Origin of the sequence: Pseudoalteromonas sp. SG43-1, from assembly GCF_014164415.1 — a bacterium.
Lineage (GTDB): Bacteria > Pseudomonadota > Gammaproteobacteria > Enterobacterales > Alteromonadaceae > Pseudoalteromonas > Pseudoalteromonas distincta.
Map to the genome: position 1 here is coordinate 1 of NZ_JACJFD010000045.1, position 18,237 is coordinate 18,237.

The following is an 18,237-nucleotide window of genomic DNA, read 5'->3' on the forward strand; positions in this document are numbered from 1 at the left end:
CTTGTATCTCTCATTGATAAATGATTAGCTATCATTTATCACATCGAAGTCAGTGAGCTTGCCTTCGCGTCTAGTATTTAATACTGCTCCGTAGATAAAGCCCTGACTTTCTATTCTCACAAACTGAATGGTATCCAAGCACGCTTTTATTTAAGTAGATGCTGTATGTACAAGGGGAGTAAGTAGAGATGATGTTTATCGGCATTGATATTAGTAAAGAGAAGATTGATTTATCGTGGTTGAGAGACCAACTTACAAATAAAATTAAAACAAAAGTCTTTAAAAACAAGCGCCAAGATTTTGTAACAATAGAAAAATGGCTTTTAAATACAACAAAAAGCGCTGCTAATGAGCTCGTTATCACCCTCGAACCAACCGGTGTTTATCATGAAGCGCTGATGTATTTTTTACACGAGCAAGGCTTTAATATTATTTTAGCGAACCCTGGTAAAGCTAAAAAGTATGCAGACGCTTTAAACATAATTCATAAAACAGACAAATCTGATGCAACGATGCTTGCTCATTATGGCTGTGCCAAGCACGCAGTCGTTAATTATTGGCAACCTGAAGCATTAGCAATTAGAGAGCTTAAAGCCCTTATCCGTCGTTTAGATGCGCTTGAGAGTAACCGGCAACGAGAAGCGAACCGATTAGAAGCAAGTGAATTCAGCAACGTTTCTGCGCGTGTTTGCCAATCTATAAAAGTGACTATCGCGTTTTTAGACGATGAAATTAAACAACTTAAATCTGACATTGATAACCACATAGATAATGAACCTGATTTAAAAAGAAACAGGAAACTACTTGAGTCAATCCCTGGCATAGGGCCCGTATTATCGAGAGAGCTGACGTATTTGTTTGCGGCTAAAAAATTTAATAAAGCCAAAGAAGCGGCGGCTTATTGTGGATTAATCCCACGGCATAATGAATCGGGTAAATTAAAAGGGCGAACATCAATCAGTAAACTTGGCCCAGCCAGAATTCGATGTAAACTTTATATGGCAGCCGTTGTTGCTGGGCAATGGAATAAAACAATAAAACGACACAAGTTAACGTTAATAAATAATGGTAAAACACCAATGCAAGCTGTGTGTGCAAATATGCGAAAGCTAATTCATATATGTTTTGGTGTAATAAAAAACCAGGAAGCGTTTAAGCTCCAAGAAAGTTAAATACGGCCTTGAAGCTTAAAATGAGAGATGGTATCTACAAATTAAACCCACAGTTAAACTTTGGCGGTAAACGTAGAGCTCGCTCACGTGAAAAGCATAGCTTTTAATTACTTAAATAAAACTCTATTCACAAAGAGAAGCGAATAAGGAGTAAATGAGCAAACATAAAACCAACAATAATCTTTTTTATCTATCACTGCCTCTAAAAGCGCAGCGCCTCATAACCTCTTTGTGAATAAATTACTTTACGGGCTTCGCGTCTACAGCGTTACTTTTTATGCAGTGCTTCAATGCGTGCTAGTAAGCTTGAGGTGTCGTATCTGCCACCACCGAGCGCTTGTACATCGGCGTAGTATTGATCGACCGTTGCAGTCATTGGTAAAGTAGCGCCATTGTTTTTAGCTTCATCGAGTGCAATGCCTAAATCTTTACGCATCCAATCTACGGCAAAACCAAACTCATATTCACCCGCCCACATTGTTTTGTAGCGGTTTTCCATTTGCCACGAACCGGCTGCACCTTTAGAAATGGTTTCTATAACTTTTTCACCATCAAGCCCAGCTTGCTTGGCAAAATGTAAGCCTTCGGCTAAACCTTGCACTACACCAGCAATACAAATTTGATTAACCATTTTACAAAGTTGTCCCGAGCCAACGCCGCCTAGTAATTGGCTAAAACGACTAAACGCCGCCATAACTGGCTGCACTTTAGCAAATACGGCTTCACTACCACCCGCCATAACCGTTAATACGCCGTTTTCGGCGCCAGCTTGTCCGCCCGATACAGGCGCATCTATAAAGTCGATATTTTGCAGAGCCGCTTTTGCAGCCACTTCACGTGCTACTTCGGCAGAAGTTGTGGTGTGATCAACCAAAACAGTGTGCGGTAACATGCCCGCTAACACGCCGTCGTCGCCATACACTACTGAGCGTAAATCGTCATCATTCCCAACACACATAAATACAATATCGGCATTGCTGGCAGCTTCGCGCGGGGTTGATGCAAAGCTTCCTGAATGTTCTGCAGTCCACGTTTGAGCTTTAGCTTGAGTGCGGTTATAAACGCATACGCTGTGCCCTGTTTTTGCTAAATGCCCCGCCATTGGGTAACCCATTACGCCTAAACCTATAAATGCGACTTTCATTGACATAAAAATGACCTATTTAACTGATAACTTAGAAACTAGACCTCGATTATGTCAACCGGTCGATAAAAAAGCGAATGAAAGTCTTTATAAAATTTCCTCAACGGGAAAGGTAAGTAGGTAACCTATGGACAGTATTTATCAATTTAATGCACCACTTTATAACAGCGAAAATTTTCCTCTTAGCCAGCTACAGGGCAAAACCGTCCTTATTGTTAATACAGCGAGTAAATGTAATTTTTCGGTGCAATTAAACGCACTCGAGAAGCTCTATCAGCAATATAAAAGCAATGGTTTTACTGTGCTTGCGTTTCCGTGTAACCAGTTTGGCCAAAATGAGCCGCTTGATAATTTAGCCATTAAAGACTTTTACCAAGATCAATTTAATATCTCGTTTGAGGTATTTGGTAAGGTAATGGTAAACGGGCCAGAAACACATCCGTTGTTTAATTATTTAAAGTCGCATACGCGGGGTATTTCGCAAAACCGCGCAATTAAATGGAATTTCACTAAGTTTTTAATTAATTCACAAGGGCAACTTGTTGCTCGCTATGCACCGCGTACTAAGCCCGAAACACTTAAACAAGTAATAGAAAGTAACTTACTGCAAGCCGCAAAGTTAAGCGCTGCAAGAGGTGGTAAAAAAAAATATCTTTGTTTACGCCAGCTAAGGCTTAATTTAAATCAATAAAATGCGTGTTACTAAAGCATAGGTTTATAAAGTAGTTTATTGTATTGATACTTATTAAGCGTCGAGGCTATTACCATGAATATTGCTTTTTTTAGTACTCAAAAGTACGAACTGCCTTTTTTTGAACAAAGTACACGCGATAATCGTGATATAAAAATAACGTATTTTGAGCAATCCCTGAGCGAACAAACGGCTATTTTAGCAAACGGGTTTGATGCCATATGCGTATTTGTAAACGACACTGTAAACGCCACTGTTATTGAACAACTGGCAAGCCAAGGCATAAATACTATTTTGCTACGTTGTGCAGGATTTAATAACGTTGATTTACCTGCAGCAAAAGCACATAAAATTAAAGTATTACGCGTACCAGCATACAGCCCAGAAGCAGTAGCCGAGCATTGTATTGCACTTATGCTCACGCTTAGCCGTAAAACCCATAAAGCGTATAACCGCGTACGCGAAGACAATTTTGATTTAAACGGATTACTAGGCTTTAACTTGCACAATAAAACCGTGGGTATTGTAGGTTGCGGTAAAATTGGCCTTGCGCTGTGCAACATTTTAAACGGCTTTGGCGCTAAAGTATTAGTGTGCGACCCATACGCGCAACCTGGCAATTATACAATTACCGATATAGACACCTTGCTTAGCCAAAGCGATGTGATCTCTTTACATTGCCCACTGAACGAGCAAACTCATCATTTAATAAATGATGAGGCATTTAGTAAAATGAAAACTGGCGTTATGCTCATTAACACTTCTCGCGGTGCATTGCTTGATAGTAACGCGTGTATTAGCGCGCTTAAAACTAAAAAGCTAGGTTACCTGGGACTTGACGTTTACGAGCAAGAGTCGGAGCTGTTTTTTAAAAACCACAGTGACGAAATAAACCAAGACGATATATTTTCGCGCTTAGTGAGCTTTAAAAATGTATTAGTAACGGGGCATCAGGGCTTTTTTACCCAAGAAGCACTCACCGAAATAGCAAACACAACCCTGCTTAACGCTTTTGAAGTAAGTGAAGGTAGGCCTCTGACTAATGAGGTTTTATAAAATTCTTGGCTATACCTAAATAACAGGCACAAAAAAAGCGAAGTGCGTTTTAAACTCACTTCGCTTTATTAATTTATTTTAGGGCTTAGATAAAATTAACCAAAGGCAACGTTTGCAAATACCAAGGTCATTAATATTGGGCAAACAAAACGAATATACTGAGCAAACCAGTAATGTACGCCTGTTGTTGCTTGATGTAATTTATTACCACGCTGCCACATCCACCCTACTGTAATAAAGTAAAACAAGCCCATAAGCGGTAATTGATATTGAGTAAATAGCATAATAACTAAGCCAAATAACCAATCAAAATTTAGTATAATTGCGCTTGCACACACAAGTACAACGGCGCTCACTGCCCATGTTGCTTTGGTGCGACTAACGTTATGGTTTTCGACTAAAAACGCTACCGGAATTTCAGTCGTCGATATAGTTGACGTAACCGATGCGATAGACATTAATACAAAAAACAATAAACCAACTAATAATCCAATTTCGCCCATGGTGCTAAATAGCTCAGGTAAAATAGCAAAAATAAGTTGCCCTTCGCCAATCAGTTTACCGCCACTAAATACCTCTACACCGTTGTGCTGCGCCACATAAATAGCAGGAATAATAAGTAAACCCGCTAAAAAAGCAACGCCAGTATCAAGTAATGCAACACCTGCGGTGAGCTTTGGTAAATTAGCATCTGGTTGTAAATACGAGCCGTAAATCATCATACAACCCACACCTAGTGAGAGCGAAAAGAACGCTTGCCCCATTGCGGCAATAATTAAATTAGGGTCGAGTATTTGGCTAAAATCAGGAATTAAATACGCGGCAAAACCTTCGCTTGCGCCATCGAGTGTTGCAATGTAGGCAATTAAACCAACAAGCAGCACAAGTAACAGTGGCATTAATCGGCGCGACCAGGTTTCGATTCCCGACTTAACCCCTTTTAAAATAATACTGGCGGTTAAAATAAGCATAAGCGGCGTAAATACAAAATTACGCAGCACTGAGTCGCTATGTAAAAATTCGCTTGCGCCTGTAAACCCAAAAAAGGTTGTTATGGGTTCAATAGCGTACGAGAGCATCCACCCTGCCACTATTGAATAAAAACTTAGCATAACAACTGCGCCCGCAAGGCCTATGTAACCGGCTGCTGCACCTACTTTACGGCTAGTGTTTTGCCATGCATCACCCAATGCTTTTACAGGATTAGCTTGTGCTTTGTGACCTAAATAAAGTTCGGTATACAGCGCAGGTAGCGCAAGTAAAAATATAACAATAAAATAGACCAGTAAAAAAGCACCGCCGCCATGGTTGGCCGCTTGCGTAGGAAAACCCCAAATATTACCCAAACCCACTGCTGCGCCAGCAGCGGCTAAAACAAAACCAAGTCGGCTTTGAAACCCATCACGCACTTGTGCCATACATCTACAAATCTGTTATTATTTTGATTATTGTGAATTAAACCATATTTCATGCCAGCTGAGTAATAAAATTGTACCCAGCCTTTGTTAGTGGCGTTAACCGCTCACAATATCAGCGACTTCTTTTGCTTTAGGGCTTTTATGACTGAACACTATTTTAAAAACGCCTTGAGTATTACTTCAACTCAATTGGCAAATTTGTCTTTAGCGAGTAACAGCATTTTATTATTTAATGCTAAAACACTTGAGCTTAGTGACTTTAATTTGCCCGATTGCTTAAGCCCGTTTGAGTTAAACATTATAAACCGCCGTAAAAGCCCACAAGCTAAGCAAGAGTATTTAGCGACGCGGTTATTGTTAAAACACCTTATTAAAGTAGCGCAGCCGCAACATACGCACGTACCCCTTAATAAAATGAGTACCGAATTTGACGAAGCAAGCTCAAAACTGCAAATACACGTAGATGGTGATGTTATTAATACCTGTATTTCGCACTCGCATGGTTTGGTTGGGGTGGCGCTAAATTTTGATAAAAGTGAGTTTGGTTTTGATATTGAAAAAGTAAACCTAAAGCGCCCGTATGAAAAGCTTGCTAAGCATTTTTATCATAATGATGAAATTTCACTTATTACCGAGCCCACTAATACCCAAGCCCAAGCAGAGACGTTTTTTAGAATTTGGACACTAAAAGAGTCTCTTGCTAAAGCCACCAGCCGCCCTATTGCAAAGTTACTTAGCCCTAATGTGTTTGACGAATTACATAGTGCAAAGCTGAGTGCTTGCAGTAATCGCGTTACTGTAGTTGATAGCTGTGACAGCAATGTTTGTTTTGATGTAAGTGTGGTGCATAAAAAAAGCACCGACTGGCGATGCTTTTTATTAAATGACTTTATTAATTAATTTTGTTAAGCAACCTTACTAGTTAATTTTCCTGAATAACCGTTATTTACGCAGCAAAATCGTTTTCTAATAAACGGCTATGGATAGACTGTACTACGTTATCTGACTCAGTTTGCTCTACTAAAAAGCACAGGTTGTGCTTACTAGCACCGTGACAAATTAATCGAATGTTAAAGTCTTTTAGTACACTCATTAAGTTCATTTCGTGTTGGCGTAATTGAATCTCAGAGCCAATAAGTGCCACCAATGTTAGGTTGTTTTCTACCGAAACATGGCAAAACTCTGCAAGCTTATCTAGGCATTCTTGATCAAGCTCTGGGCGCGAGGCGTTTTGCGCGTTATCAAGGGTTATGGCTACGCTGATTTCTGATGTAGTTACCAAATCTACCGATATATTGTATTCACTCAATAGTGTAAATACGCGTGCTAAAAAGCCGCTTGCTAGTAGCATTTCTGGGCTTTTAAGCGTAAGCAATATTTGGTTTTTACGTTGCGTTACTGCGCGTATACCTGGTTGCTGCGATTTTTCGCGCTCAATCCACGTACCGCCACGCTCTGGCTCGCGGCTAGAACCTACAAACACGTTAATGTGGCTACGGCTCGCTGGTAAAATAGTTGCTGGGTGTAATACTTTTGCGCCAAAGGTTGCCATTTCAGCGGCTTCGTCAAAACTTAAGCGTGCAATAGGCGTCGCTTTTGCGCACAAACGCGGGTCGGTGCTAAAAATGCCCACTACGTCGGTCCAAATATGCACACTTTTAGCGTTAATCGCTTCAGCTAGTAATGCAGCGCTATAGTCAGAACCACCACGTCCTAGCGTTGTGGTGTGACCGTATTCGTCACTACCAATAAATCCCTGAGTTACAATTACTTGAGTGTCTAATAACGGAATTAAATGCTCTTTAGCAGCTTGCGCTGTGGCTGAAACATTGGGCGTTGCTTTGCCAAATTGGCTGTCTGTTTTAAGCACCTTGCGCACATCAAAGCGATCGGCATTTAAACCCTGTAAACGAAGTACCTGTGCAAACAAATACGACGACAAACGCTCACCAAAGCTAAGTAGCTCGTCGTGTTGCTGATCGGTTGTTAGTGGCTCTTGAGCCAATGTTTGAAATGCTTTTAGGGTTTCGTTAAAGCCAACAGCTAAATCGGCATCTAGCGATAATTCATCTAAAATAGTTTGTTGAATAGCAAGAACGCCATTTATGTGTTCTTGGCGCTCACTTGAAGTAATGCTTGATTTACACAGTGCAACTAAGTGATTAGTTACGCCGGCACTGGCGCTCACGGCAACAATACGTACGCTTTTATCTGCAACAATAATTTCGCTACAGCGACTCATCGCTTCAAAATTTGCAACACTTGTTCCGCCAAATTTGGCAACGATGTAATCTGATTTTGCGCCTGATACTGTTTGTGGCACTGATTGGGTAGTCATTTAGTCTCCTTTCGCGGTATCCAAACCGCAATAAAACAAGAAGAACTTGGCAAAGGAATGCTTGAAGATAAGTCCACTGCCAGAAGCTCTCCACCTATATTGGTGACAGTTTTGAGGATTCAGCCCCATAAACCGAAAAACAATGACGACGTACCATTATTTTCCTCGGCGAGTACTTCCCTCCTTAATGATCATCGGCTTTCGTCGCCTAACATTAAGTACCTAAGTATCGCACCTCTTCTGAATGCTTTATTAACCAGTGGCTAATAAAACAAAACCCCACTAAGTAGCGGGGCTTTGAAAGTTATCGTTTAGACGTCTAGCTGTCAAGCATTTAATAATTTATGAGTTAAATAAAACTGCCCATGTAATACGAGCCCGCATATCCAACCGTGTAACAAATTAATAAATGCAGCGATAAACGCAAGTAGCTCATAAAGGTAAGCGCTTTAACTTTACTCATGGCAATAATGCCCGCAGCCGAACCAATAATAAGCATTGAACCGCCCACACCCGTTGCATACGTAAATGACAACCAATGTTGTTGGCTCATTACTATATTGGCTTTTAATAATGCAGCGGTAAGCGGTACGTTATCGACCCCAGCTGATAATATGCCCATTAAGTAGTTTGCGTATTCTGGTGCCATTACCGTGTATAGGTCGGTAAATTTACTCAACATACCAATTTCTTTAAGTGCGCCAACAAGTAAAAGTACACCTACAAAAAACAATAATGTGTCGTATTCTATATCGCGAACAAAATCGATTATGTCTTTGTTTATGTCTTTTTTGCGCATTAAAAATTGCGCCACTAAAAACATCACTGATAAGCCAAACAAAAAGGTTAATAGAGGCGGTACGCTGTAAATTACACTCAACGTAAGTGTGCTCACTACGGTAGATAAAAATATAACAGCAATGGTTATGTCGGTTTTTTCAATGCGGGTTTTACCTGCACTAGCAAACTCAACACGCCCTTTCATACCGATAGACAGTAACGCGGCAAGCAGCATAACGCTTGCAAGTGCTGGCGCTATAAGTAGTAATAAATGAGCAATGGTTACTTTACCATCTAAAAATATCATTAGTGTGGTTACGTCACCTGTTATTAGCGATACCCCACCTGAGTTAACCCCAAACACAATAAGAGTGGCGTATTTAACGAGCTTTTTAGGTTCAAGTTTTAACGACATAACAACCGCAAGCGATATAAGCGTCGCTGTTACGTTATCTGAAATCGACGAAAACAAAAATGCAAAACCACCCACCAAAAACATGAGCTTTTTTTCGCTAATACTTTTTGGCATAACACGGTGCACAATATTTTCTATAAACCCCTTTGAATTTAAATACGCTACAAAGGTCATTGCAGCCATTAAAAATAGCCATAGCGAGGCAATTTCTAAAATATTTTCGTTTAAAAGATGTTGAATCGTATCGGGGCTTTGCCCGTGTAGGGGGTATATAAAAAGAAGAATCCAGCAAAGCGTACCAAAAAACAGCGTGGTTTTAGCTTTATTTACATGGATTATATCTTCTATAACGATCAGTAAAAATGCAATCGCTATCAGGGTTAGAATAATCGAGGAAACCATGGTAGTTAAACAACCTTTGATATAGTTTTAAAGAACACACAAATAACATTCCATTTCATGTGCCTATTTTCGGCGCGAATTTTAGCACTGCCTCTATGCAAAAACTATTATTAAATGGTCTTAAAAACGAATACTATATACAGACAAGGTTAATTAAAAATACGTAATAATGAGTCTTCTAAAAGAACTCAATAATAAAATACTAGGATGTTGTAACCCCTTATGATCCCAGCTAAAAAGCTGCTAAACACCATAACCGAACATTGGGGTGTATTAGAGCTATTATTTAAACGTTTTAAAATGGCTGACTTTAGCCTAAAAGACGTACAAAACGCGATTAAGCAAAAGCAGCCTACGTGGTCAAACGAACGCATTTATAAAGAAACAAATCGTTTGTTAAATCAAGATATTTTAATTCCACTGGCTAAATCCTCTCAGCTTGAAATAAATCGTGCTATTGCTGATTTTGCTACTTTTTTACTGCAAGAAGAGCATTTAGGTTTAGCGCAAGAAATTAGCGTATTAGTAGAGGACCTTGCTCGTTTAGGTAACCGCCTAGATAACGCTGGCGAAATAGAGGACTTTGACGATTTGCGCCGCTACAGCCGCATTATGGATGATCGGGTGCGTAAAATAATGAAGCTCTATACGCACAACGAAAACGCTATTTTAAATATTGTTGAACAAGCCAAATCAAATAATGCAGTGCAATCGCTGCAAAAGCGTTATAAAGCGGTAATAGAAGCCTTTGACGAATACATAGAGCCAATGCTTGAAATGGTTGATATTCGTGGTGAGTTTCATGCATGTTTTACCCTCATTGAAGAGCAAATAAGTAAGCAAATACTGCACATTGAGCGCTCAGGTAAAGCGTATAATGACAAACGTATGCTGGAGCAATTACGTACCCGTATACTCGAAATGCATTTAATGGGCCGAGAAAGCTTACGTAAAAGTGCCGATATGCTTATGCCACTGCGTGAAGAGCTACGCCGTAATAACTTAATTACTCGCCAAGCAGCCAAAGTACTTGGGCTTGTACGTAAAAATGGCGTAGACAATATGCTAAGTGCTGTGCAACCACATTTTGTAAGCGACGCGCAGCGATATTCGCTTGGTCAGCAACGCCATATTGTGGCTTACATGGCAAGCTTGGTTGAATTTGAACACGAAGAATACCAATTGCCTGACCAGCAAGACGTGCCTGCATTTGTTACGCCTAATATTCCTGACTACAACGATGTCAAAACCAGCTTTGCTAAGCGCTTTAATAAAAAACGCAAAAAGCCGCAGCCCTTGCTGCAATTTTTAGACGAAAGCTATCCAGATCTCGATGCCGACGAAATGCTATTTTTGTATCAAAAATTGGTCAGCGACAGCGATATTAAAATAATTCAAAGCGATGAAAAAGCCCGCGTAAAAATTGCCGGTCAGCACTTTTCTTTATATCCATTTAATTCAGAGCCTCAGCCAGATCCAAAGGCAGGTAAATAAACCATGACACACATAAACTTAGACGAGCTAACCCATCTACAAGCCATTAATAAAAAATTAGTAGCGGGTTATCACATTTGCGAGCAAGACAACGTAATGTGGCAAGAGCTTGACCAACACATAGAAGACTACACCGCCCTATTTACCGCTTTAGGTAACGATTTAAAACACGACAGCCGTGGCTTTTATTATTTTGGTAGCGACGAAAGCACACCCAATATGGGCAAAATATCTCGCGCTATCGCGCTCACCATTTACATTTTAATTGAGCACTACGCCAATACGGGTAAAGACCCAATGCGCGCATTGTTTGACGACGTAAACGATTTAGAGCTTATGCAAACGCTGGTGCAAATTAACAAACATTTGTTTGATCAGCTTGAGATATTTTCGGGATCGGATTTGCGTAAAGACGTTTACCTGCGCATGGTGCGCTTAGGTTTAGCCCGTGAAGTAGAAGGCGGCTTTATACTACAAGCGCCAATTCACCGCTACATAGATGCACTCATGGAAGTAAACGAAGAAACCTACATTACAGAGGACGAGGAATGAAAAATCTATACGGACTAAGCAAACTCGCCCTACTTAACACCGCAGGCTATGCAAAATGTGTGATCCCGCTTGATAAAAGCAGCTCTATTTGCGCGCCCAATAACACAGGTAAAAGCTCGGTTATTAACGCCTTGCAGTTTCCGCTTATTAACGATTTGCGCTTAACAGAATGGGACGGACACGATTTAGATGAAACCCGTAAGTTTTATTTTTCATCCGATCAGTCGTACATTTTACTAGAAGCTAACTTGCCTCATGGCTCGGTAGTGATTGGCGTTGCGGGACTTGGTAAAATTGCCGGTTACGCGCATCAGTACTTTTGTTATCAAGGAAAGCTTGATTTAGAGCAGTACACGCAAGGTAAAACTATTATTAAATTTACCAAGCTGTTCAACCATTTAAAATCGCTTAACTACAACCCTATTGAGCTTAAAGCACAAGAGTTAAATGCGCTATTGACTGGCGGCGCAACCCCATTTGACGGCTATATTAACCTAAAAATGATCCCGCTTAATAATGTCCAAGACTCCTCTATTTATAAAGAAATATTTAGACGTATTCTTAACTTACATAAATTGGGCGCAAGCGACGTAAAACGCTTTATGCTACGCGTGTTTGAACGCCATATGTCGAACTCTAAGGTCGACTTTTATGAAGTATGGCGTCGCTCGTTTGATAAAGTAAACCGCTCAAAACGCGAATTAAAAGCCCTTGAGTCAATGCAAGAGCCAATAGCAGCGCTTGAATCAATGCTTGAAAACCAAACCGTGCTTAAAGGTAAATTAGCCGCATACGCACCTAAAATTGACCAAGCATTGATTGATTTTGACACTTATCAAGAGTCGCAACTTAATGAGTTGGGTATAGCGCTTGAAGATATAGAGCACGAAAAACACGAGTTTGAGCAAAAACAAAGCCTATACGTACAGCAATCGCGTGATATAGAGCGCAGACAAACTCAAATTGAGCAGTGGTTTTTAGATTACGATGCGCTTAAAAGCGAGTTTGAACTGGTAAATAAAGCCACGCTCAAAACCAGCCTGACTCAATTAAAGCAAGATTACGAGTCGCTTTCGCACTCTATAACCAGCGCACAAGGGCAAAGCCTACACACGCTTGACTACCGCATTAGCGAAACACAAAAACAAATTAAGAGCTTAAAGCTACAACTTAAAAACCTTGAGTTTAATTTGTTTACCCGTATGCGCGAAGACCTCTCGTTAAAAGAAGTAGAGGAAATATCGCGGATTTTAAACCCTGATATTCTCTCATTTGCGACCACCACTAATGGCGATATAACCATTGATGACGAAGACGCGTTTGGGGAATTTTTATCGCTGTTAAGTGAAAACGTTAAAGGCGGCGTATTAACGCTACCAGGTGCGAGCATTAAGCTTAAAAAGCTCTCGCCTGTGCAAATGCAAAGCGGCGAAAACAAAGAGCAATTAACCGCTCAGCTAAATGCACTTGAGCATTCACTTAAAGAGTTTAAGCAACAGCGCGATGTTGCAGCAAACGTTGCCGACAAGCAAAAAGAGAAAGACGCGTTATACGATGAGCTTATGAGCCTCGAGGGCGCCCTAAAACGCTTAGAGCAGTTTGAGGTAATGCAGCAGTCGGTTGAAGCGCAAGCCATGCTAAAAGAGCAGTTATTAGCTGAGCGCGAACAAGTTGACGACTACCTGCAAGATATTCAAAAAAATAGTGGCTCAATTGCCGATCGTCGCTCGTTAATTAAGTCGAAACAAGAGCAAATTAATCGCCAAACTGAGCGTCTGCGCCAAGTTAAAAGCGAGCGAATTGACCATACGCTTGATTTATACAGCGGCAAAGTAACTCCATACATGATTGATATTACAGTCGACTTTGATAACTTAAGCGACCTTGTTCATCACTTTAATAAAGACTGCCAAGAGCTGCGTAATTTTGACATAAACGTACGCAACACCTATTTGCATGTATATAACGCGGGTATTACTAAATTCGACAATGAAAACGACGAGTTTACTAAATACCAAAAACTAATAAGCGCCTTTCATAATATTGATAACGAACGCGATGCCGTTGAGCGCCAAGCACGCGTTGCGCTTACCGAAGTGGCCGCAACTATTAAAGGCTTGCGAGAAGATTTAGACCGCCTTCGCCGCGAAATGAATAGCTTTAATAAAGGCATAAGCCAGCACCGTATTTCAAATCTGCAAGCGTTTAAAATTAACGTAATACCTCGCAAAATGCTGGTTGATAGTATCGATACCATTATCAGCACGTCGCATCAGTTTGAACAAGGCGACACGCTTGATTTACTTAGCCAAGAACCTTACAGCGAAAGTGCGGTAAACGAAGCGAAAGATCACTTAATTAAACTCGCATCAGATAAAGCGGGCTTAACACTTACCGATTTATTTGATATTCGATTTGAAGTAGTTAACCGCGCAGGTGAAACAGAGCACTTTGAAAAAATAGATTCTGCAGGTTCAAACGGCACACGTATTACGATTAAGTTATTGTGTGGCATGTTGTTTATTCGTTACTTATTAAGCGATCAGGAACAAAACCTATACCGTATACCTATTTACATAGATGAAGCGGCCGACATTGACCCACAAAATCAAAAAGCAATTATAGAAACCGCACTAAGCTTTGGTTTTGTTCCTATATTTGCCTCAGTTAAGCCGCAAATAAGTTGTGACTACATTGTGCCGATTCGCTCGGTAAAAGACGGTGCACAAAACTGGGTAGATGAAAAAGATTGGATTGAAGTTGAACACAATTAATTGGCCGTTAAGGCAAACCAACTAAACTAAAATATAGGACGTTTAAATAATACACATTTAAACTATGTGTGTTATTTTAAATTAATGCATTTTATTGGAGCAAACGTAATGAAAAATATACTTATTGTTGCAGCGCTAGCACTACTTACGGCCTGTACACAAACCCCTGATTGGGATTACGATAAATCAGCCAACTTTAGTAATTTTAAAACATTTGCTTGGGTAGAAAACGCCAGCCTAACTAAAGACACAAATAATTACCAAATTAATGGCCTAATGGAAAAACGTGTTCGCACTGCCGTTAACGCAGAACTGAGCCAAACACTAGGTATGAGCTTAGTTGATGCAGCAAATGCTGATGTACTTGTTAACTATCATGCATCGGTAGATAAAGAGCTTGAAGTAGATACATTTAATGTAAACTACCGCCCGCATTGGGGTTATTGGGGTACTGGTTTTCAACGTGACACAACCGCGCGTGAATACGAAGTGGGCACACTGATTATTGATATTGTAGACCGTGAATCTAACCAGCTAGTATGGCGCGGCGCAAAAGAAGGCCGATTAAAGAAAAACCAATCGCCAGAACAACGTGAAGCATCAATTAATAAAACAGTGAGCGAAATATTAAGTAACTTCCCGCCGCAAAAGCAGCAGTAAGTTAAAATTAGCTATAAGTAAGTTTTAAAAAAGCTCACAGTACGTGAGCTTTTTTGTGGGTGTGTATTTTTGGGACTTCAGGTTTAAATAATTATGAGCTGCGCTCATCACGTCAGCAAGCTGCACGTCTACAAAATACCGGATTAAACTTTACCTGTAGGCGCTATGCTTGCTTGCGCGAGAAGCGATAGCTTCTAATTACTTTATAGCGCTATATTCCATCTTAAATTACGAGCTGCGCTCGTCACGTCAGCAAGCTGCACGTCTAAAAAAAACACCGTGTTAAATTTACGATTTATACTTATGCAGTAACTCAAGCGGTATATGGCAGTAATCATCAGGGTGATTAGTTAGTCGGTCTTGATGCTCAGGATCGCTTGGCACGTAGTTAGTTAGCAGCTCTACCCCTACCACAATTTTATCGGCATCACTGCGCTTGTTTATATAATTGCTTGCTGCATCTAAATGGCTTTGGTTTTTGCTATAAATGGCAGTGCGGTATTTAGGGCCTACGTCATCCCCTTGTTTATTAATACTGTATGGGTCAATAATTTCAAAAAAGTAATCATACAGCTTATTTAGGCTAACGACTTTTAAATCAAAAATGACCTTTACGCATTCGGCATAACCATCGTATTCGCCGTCAGTGGTTTTGCTTGTACCATTAGCGCGACCTGCTTCAGTACTTATTACGCCTGGTAAGTGCTTTAAAAACTCTTGTACGCCCCACAGGCAGCCACCAGCAAAGTAAATAGTATTTTGTTGTGTCGTATCCATTATAAATGTTACCTAATAAGTAATTATACCGATTGCATTAAAATAATGTTCTATTATAGCGCCAAGAAAATAGCGCAATAACAAGGCGAAAATTATGACATATAGTTGTTCTATATAAATAACTTTTAACGCAGTGAGTGCGCTATTTAATACGATAGAATGACCATGTTTTTAATAAAGCCGGTATTACGTAAATGGTTATCAAATGCAGTTATTAACAAATTAATGTACAATCGCGCACAAAATGACTGCTGTTACATTTAATTATTTTATCATGCTCAAATATAAGCTTTGAAATTAATTGTAACCGCAGCTACAAATAAAAAATGACGAGAAACACATGAATCGCACACCACACCTTATAATACCTGCAATATTATGCAGCGTTACTGCATTTGCTAATGCTAATACGCTATCTGATGAGTCGGCAATCGAGAAAATAACGGTTGAGGCCTCACCCACTGCAAATAAGTTGCCAGTAGGTACATTCGACTCGCCTATTTCTAATTTAGAATATGACCCCCGTGTTGATTTACAATCGCGTAATATGGCTGAGGCGCAGGCTGATGTAACTATACGCGGCGGTATTTTCGAAAACACCGGTTTTAGAGTAGGAAGCGTTACCCTGCTTGACCCGCAATCTGGGCATTATTTTGCTGAAATACCCATTGCACCGCAAATGCTAACCGGCCCAGATGTTTTAACCGGTGCCGATAACGCACTTTACGGTATGAATAGCTCTGTAGGTACAGTTTCGTTTGGTTGGAAACCGATTATTACTGGCGGTAGTGTATCCCTTGGTACTGGTACAAACGACTTTAATCTGCAAAGTATTCACGCTGCTAAAAACACACAACTTGATAGCTTAGCTAACTATACTCTGGGCTTTGAAGGTGAGTATTCTCATTCGCAAAGTGATGGCACCATTGATAATGGCGATCATGACTTCTCGCGCGCCTCAGCTCGCGTGCAATTAGCAAGCGAGCATAGCCAAACAGATTTGTTTTTTGGCTCACAAGATAAGTTTTTTGGCTGGCCTAACTTGTACACCCCTTTTGGCGTTAACGAAACTGAAGATTTAGAAACCCGTCTTTGGATGCTTAATCACAAGCAAAACTACGCTGATAACAGCAACTTTGAAGTATCTGCTTATTATCGTACCCATGACGATCACTATATTTACTCGCGCGAAAATCCTAGTGCATTTGAAGCTTTTCATAAAAGCGAAGTTAAATCGTTTGGACTTTCGGGTCGCCATGCACAAAGCGATGCACTGGCAATAAATTACTCTGCACAATTTATTGATGACTCGATTGAATCAACCACACTTGAAAACAACTTTACCTCTCGTAAGTATTATAAATTAAGCGTATTGCCTGAATACAAAATGGCGCTTGAGGATAATAAACAACTTACCTTTCATTTAGGCGCAGCCTATGACGATACAAATCGTGATGATGCTGAAGTATCAGCTATTGGTGACATAACCTTAAACACCCAAAATAGTGACGGCACAGCGCAAACCCTTTACTTATCATACGCGCAGGCGAGTCAAGTTGCAGGCTACACAGCCATTGGCGGCAGCGACTCTGGCGGGTTATTTAGAAGTAACTACAACCTTGAGCGCGAAACCACATCAAACTTGGAGCTAGGTTTATTACTTGAAGAACAAAGCTGGCAGTTAAACTCGGCTATTTTTTATCGAAAAGATAATAACTTGACCGATTGGACCTTTAATTTTGATTCAACCTCAGCGCGCTTTGCAAACCCAGTTGATATTGATACTACAGGGGTTGAATTTTTAGCGACTAAGCACTTTGATACAGCAAAGCTTATAGCAAGCTACACCTATTTACATAAATCAGAAAACTACGGCGCAGCCGATATTGATGCCAGCTTTTACGCGTTAAACTTTCCTGATCACCGTTTAACACTTGGCGCTGTGTACAACCCAACTGATATTTTAGAATTTAGAATAGATAACGAATGGCGTACACAACACAAAAATTCACTTAGAAACGGCAATGACAACGCGTTATTTACCCAGCTAACGCTTAAAATAACGCCGCCACAGTTGAGTAATTTATTTATCACCTTAGCGGCAGATAACTTATGGGATGAGTCGTTTGAAGAAATACCAGGTACACCAGGGCGCGGTGAGCAATATACGTTAAGCGCAACGTATAGCTGGTAGAAAATAAAGCCAGCGTTTACGAACTCAATTTATACTTTGGTTTGTAAACGCTGTGTTTATTTATATAAAAGTGCAGTTTTTAGGAAAAAAATATTACACAAAGAGAAAAGAATTAGGAGTAAATGAGAAAAACAAAAGCCAACTATTACTTTAAATTAATCTCCTCCTCTAAAAGCGCAGCGCCTCCTCCCTCTTTGTGAATAAATCACTTTTACAGGCTTTGCCTGTCACGTAAGCAAGCTTCACGTCTTGTATCTCTCATTGATAAATGATTAGCTATCATTTATCACATCGAAGTCAGTGAGCTTGCCTTCGCGTCTAGTATTTAATACTGCTCCGTAGATAAAGCCCTGACTTTCTATTCTCACAA

14 protein-coding genes and 1 riboswitch are annotated in these 18,237 nt (G+C 40.3%); of the genes, 9 read left to right on the forward strand and 5 right to left on the reverse strand.

The genetic code is table 11. From position 1 onward, the window contains the following. The first annotated feature begins 188 nt into the window (after nt 1-188). On the forward strand, nt 189-1,172 hold the full coding sequence (locus H5159_RS20035; protein ID WP_182780912.1) for an IS110 family transposase: 984 nt from the start codon (nt 189-191) through the stop codon (nt 1,170-1,172). 268 nt (nt 1,173-1,440) lie between these two features. On the opposite strand, the gene H5159_RS20040 is transcribed toward H5159_RS20035, so the two are convergent. Continuing rightward, complete coding sequence (locus H5159_RS20040; protein ID WP_182780913.1) at nt 1,441-2,322, reverse strand: NAD(P)-dependent oxidoreductase; 882 nt, start codon at nt 2,320-2,322, stop codon at nt 1,441-1,443. A gap of 121 nt (nt 2,323-2,443) precedes the next feature. On the opposite strand from H5159_RS20040, the gene H5159_RS20045 reads away from it, so the two are divergent. Continuing rightward, nucleotides 2,444-3,007 carry a glutathione peroxidase gene (locus H5159_RS20045; protein ID WP_182780914.1) on the forward strand — a complete coding sequence of 188 codons (564 nt, stop codon included), beginning with the start codon at nt 2,444-2,446 and terminating at the stop codon, nt 3,005-3,007. Nucleotides 3,008-3,082: 75 nt separating this feature from the next. After that, nucleotides 3,083-4,063: a 2-hydroxyacid dehydrogenase gene (locus tag H5159_RS20050; protein ID WP_182780915.1), complete on the forward strand. Its 981-nt coding sequence runs from the start codon at nt 3,083-3,085 to the stop codon at nt 4,061-4,063. A gap of 95 nt (nt 4,064-4,158) precedes the next feature. Here the strand turns inward: H5159_RS20050 and H5159_RS20055 are convergent, their stop codons facing one another. Next, the gene (locus H5159_RS20055; protein ID WP_007581906.1) at nt 4,159-5,481 is read right to left on the reverse strand and encodes a sodium-dependent transporter; all 1,323 of its coding nucleotides are present in this window, start codon (nt 5,479-5,481) and stop codon (nt 4,159-4,161) included. A gap of 141 nt (nt 5,482-5,622) precedes the next feature. Between H5159_RS20055 and H5159_RS20060 the strand changes: the two genes are divergently transcribed. Continuing rightward, entirely contained in the window at nt 5,623-6,381 is a 759-nt protein-coding gene (locus H5159_RS20060; RefSeq protein ID WP_182780916.1) for a 4'-phosphopantetheinyl transferase superfamily protein, read from the forward strand. 46 nt (nt 6,382-6,427) lie between these two features. Here the strand turns inward: H5159_RS20060 and lysC are convergent, their stop codons facing one another. Continuing rightward, nucleotides 6,428-7,819: a lysine-sensitive aspartokinase 3 gene (lysC, locus tag H5159_RS20065; protein WP_182780917.1), complete on the reverse strand. Its 1,392-nt coding sequence runs from the start codon at nt 7,817-7,819 to the stop codon at nt 6,428-6,430. Nucleotides 7,820-7,894: 75 nt separating this feature from the next. Further along, nucleotides 7,895-8,067: riboswitch (Lysine riboswitch) on the reverse strand. 101 nt (nt 8,068-8,168) lie between these two features. Beyond that, on the reverse strand, nt 8,169-9,416 hold the full coding sequence (gene nhaD / locus H5159_RS20070; protein ID WP_101217585.1) for a sodium:proton antiporter NhaD: 1,248 nt from the start codon (nt 9,414-9,416) through the stop codon (nt 8,169-8,171). A gap of 222 nt (nt 9,417-9,638) precedes the next feature. On the opposite strand from nhaD, the gene H5159_RS20075 reads away from it, so the two are divergent. The 4 genes from H5159_RS20075 to H5159_RS20090 all read left to right on the forward strand — a co-directional run bounded on the left by H5159_RS20075 (nt 9,639) and on the right by H5159_RS20090 (nt 14,896). Next, a complete protein-coding gene (locus H5159_RS20075) occupies nt 9,639-10,910 on the forward strand; it encodes a hypothetical protein (protein ID WP_182769613.1) in 1,272 nt (423 codons plus the stop codon). A gap of 3 nt (nt 10,911-10,913) precedes the next feature. Continuing rightward, nucleotides 10,914-11,462, forward strand: a complete 549-nt coding sequence (locus H5159_RS20080) for a condensin complex protein MksE (protein WP_182780918.1) — start codon at nt 10,914-10,916, stop codon at nt 11,460-11,462. After that, nucleotides 11,459-14,236 (forward strand): ATPase, encoded by a 2,778-nt coding sequence (locus tag H5159_RS20085; protein WP_182780919.1) that lies wholly within the window; start codon nt 11,459-11,461, stop codon nt 14,234-14,236. Before H5159_RS20080 ends, H5159_RS20085 begins: the two co-directional genes overlap by 4 nt. A gap of 108 nt (nt 14,237-14,344) precedes the next feature. Next, the gene (locus H5159_RS20090) at nt 14,345-14,896 is read left to right on the forward strand and encodes a DUF4136 domain-containing protein (protein WP_024595193.1); all 552 of its coding nucleotides are present in this window, start codon (nt 14,345-14,347) and stop codon (nt 14,894-14,896) included. 288 nt (nt 14,897-15,184) lie between these two features. Here the strand turns inward: H5159_RS20090 and H5159_RS20095 are convergent, their stop codons facing one another. Further along, nucleotides 15,185-15,673 (reverse strand): peptide-methionine (S)-S-oxide reductase, encoded by a 489-nt coding sequence (locus H5159_RS20095; protein WP_182715797.1) that lies wholly within the window; start codon nt 15,671-15,673, stop codon nt 15,185-15,187. A 340-nt stretch (nt 15,674-16,013) separates the two neighbouring features. On the opposite strand from H5159_RS20095, the gene H5159_RS20100 reads away from it, so the two are divergent. Beyond that, nucleotides 16,014-17,867 carry a TonB-dependent siderophore receptor gene (locus H5159_RS20100; RefSeq protein WP_182780920.1) on the forward strand — a complete coding sequence of 618 codons (1,854 nt, stop codon included), beginning with the start codon at nt 16,014-16,016 and terminating at the stop codon, nt 17,865-17,867. The last annotated feature ends 370 nt before the right edge of the window (nt 17,868-18,237 follow it).

Excerpts from the sequence above, each read along its gene's own strand:
- H5159_RS20055 (WP_007581906.1), bottom strand. The coding sequence starts at position 5,481 with ATGGCACAAGTGCGTGATGGGTTTCAAAGCCGACTTGGTTTTGTTTTA.
- H5159_RS20050 (WP_182780915.1), top strand. The coding sequence starts at position 3,083 with ATGAATATTGCTTTTTTTAGTACTCAAAAGTACGAACTGCCTTTTTTT.
- H5159_RS20095 (WP_182715797.1), bottom strand. The coding sequence starts at position 15,673 with ATGGATACGACACAACAAAATACTATTTACTTTGCTGGTGGCTGCCTG.
- H5159_RS20100 (WP_182780920.1), top strand. The coding sequence starts at position 16,014 with ATGAATCGCACACCACACCTTATAATACCTGCAATATTATGCAGCGTT.
- H5159_RS20060 (WP_182780916.1), top strand. The coding sequence starts at position 5,623 with ATGACTGAACACTATTTTAAAAACGCCTTGAGTATTACTTCAACTCAA.
- H5159_RS20080 (WP_182780918.1), top strand. The coding sequence starts at position 10,914 with ATGACACACATAAACTTAGACGAGCTAACCCATCTACAAGCCATTAAT.
- H5159_RS20085 (WP_182780919.1), top strand. The coding sequence starts at position 11,459 with ATGAAAAATCTATACGGACTAAGCAAACTCGCCCTACTTAACACCGCA.
- lysC (WP_182780917.1), bottom strand. The coding sequence starts at position 7,819 with ATGACTACCCAATCAGTGCCACAAACAGTATCAGGCGCAAAATCAGAT.
- H5159_RS20045 (WP_182780914.1), top strand. The coding sequence starts at position 2,444 with ATGGACAGTATTTATCAATTTAATGCACCACTTTATAACAGCGAAAAT.
- nhaD (WP_101217585.1), bottom strand. The coding sequence starts at position 9,416 with ATGGTTTCCTCGATTATTCTAACCCTGATAGCGATTGCATTTTTACTG.
- H5159_RS20075 (WP_182769613.1), top strand. The coding sequence starts at position 9,639 with ATGATCCCAGCTAAAAAGCTGCTAAACACCATAACCGAACATTGGGGT.
- H5159_RS20035 (WP_182780912.1), top strand. The coding sequence starts at position 189 with ATGATGTTTATCGGCATTGATATTAGTAAAGAGAAGATTGATTTATCG.
- H5159_RS20040 (WP_182780913.1), bottom strand. The coding sequence starts at position 2,322 with ATGTCAATGAAAGTCGCATTTATAGGTTTAGGCGTAATGGGTTACCCA.
- H5159_RS20090 (WP_024595193.1), top strand. The coding sequence starts at position 14,345 with ATGAAAAATATACTTATTGTTGCAGCGCTAGCACTACTTACGGCCTGT.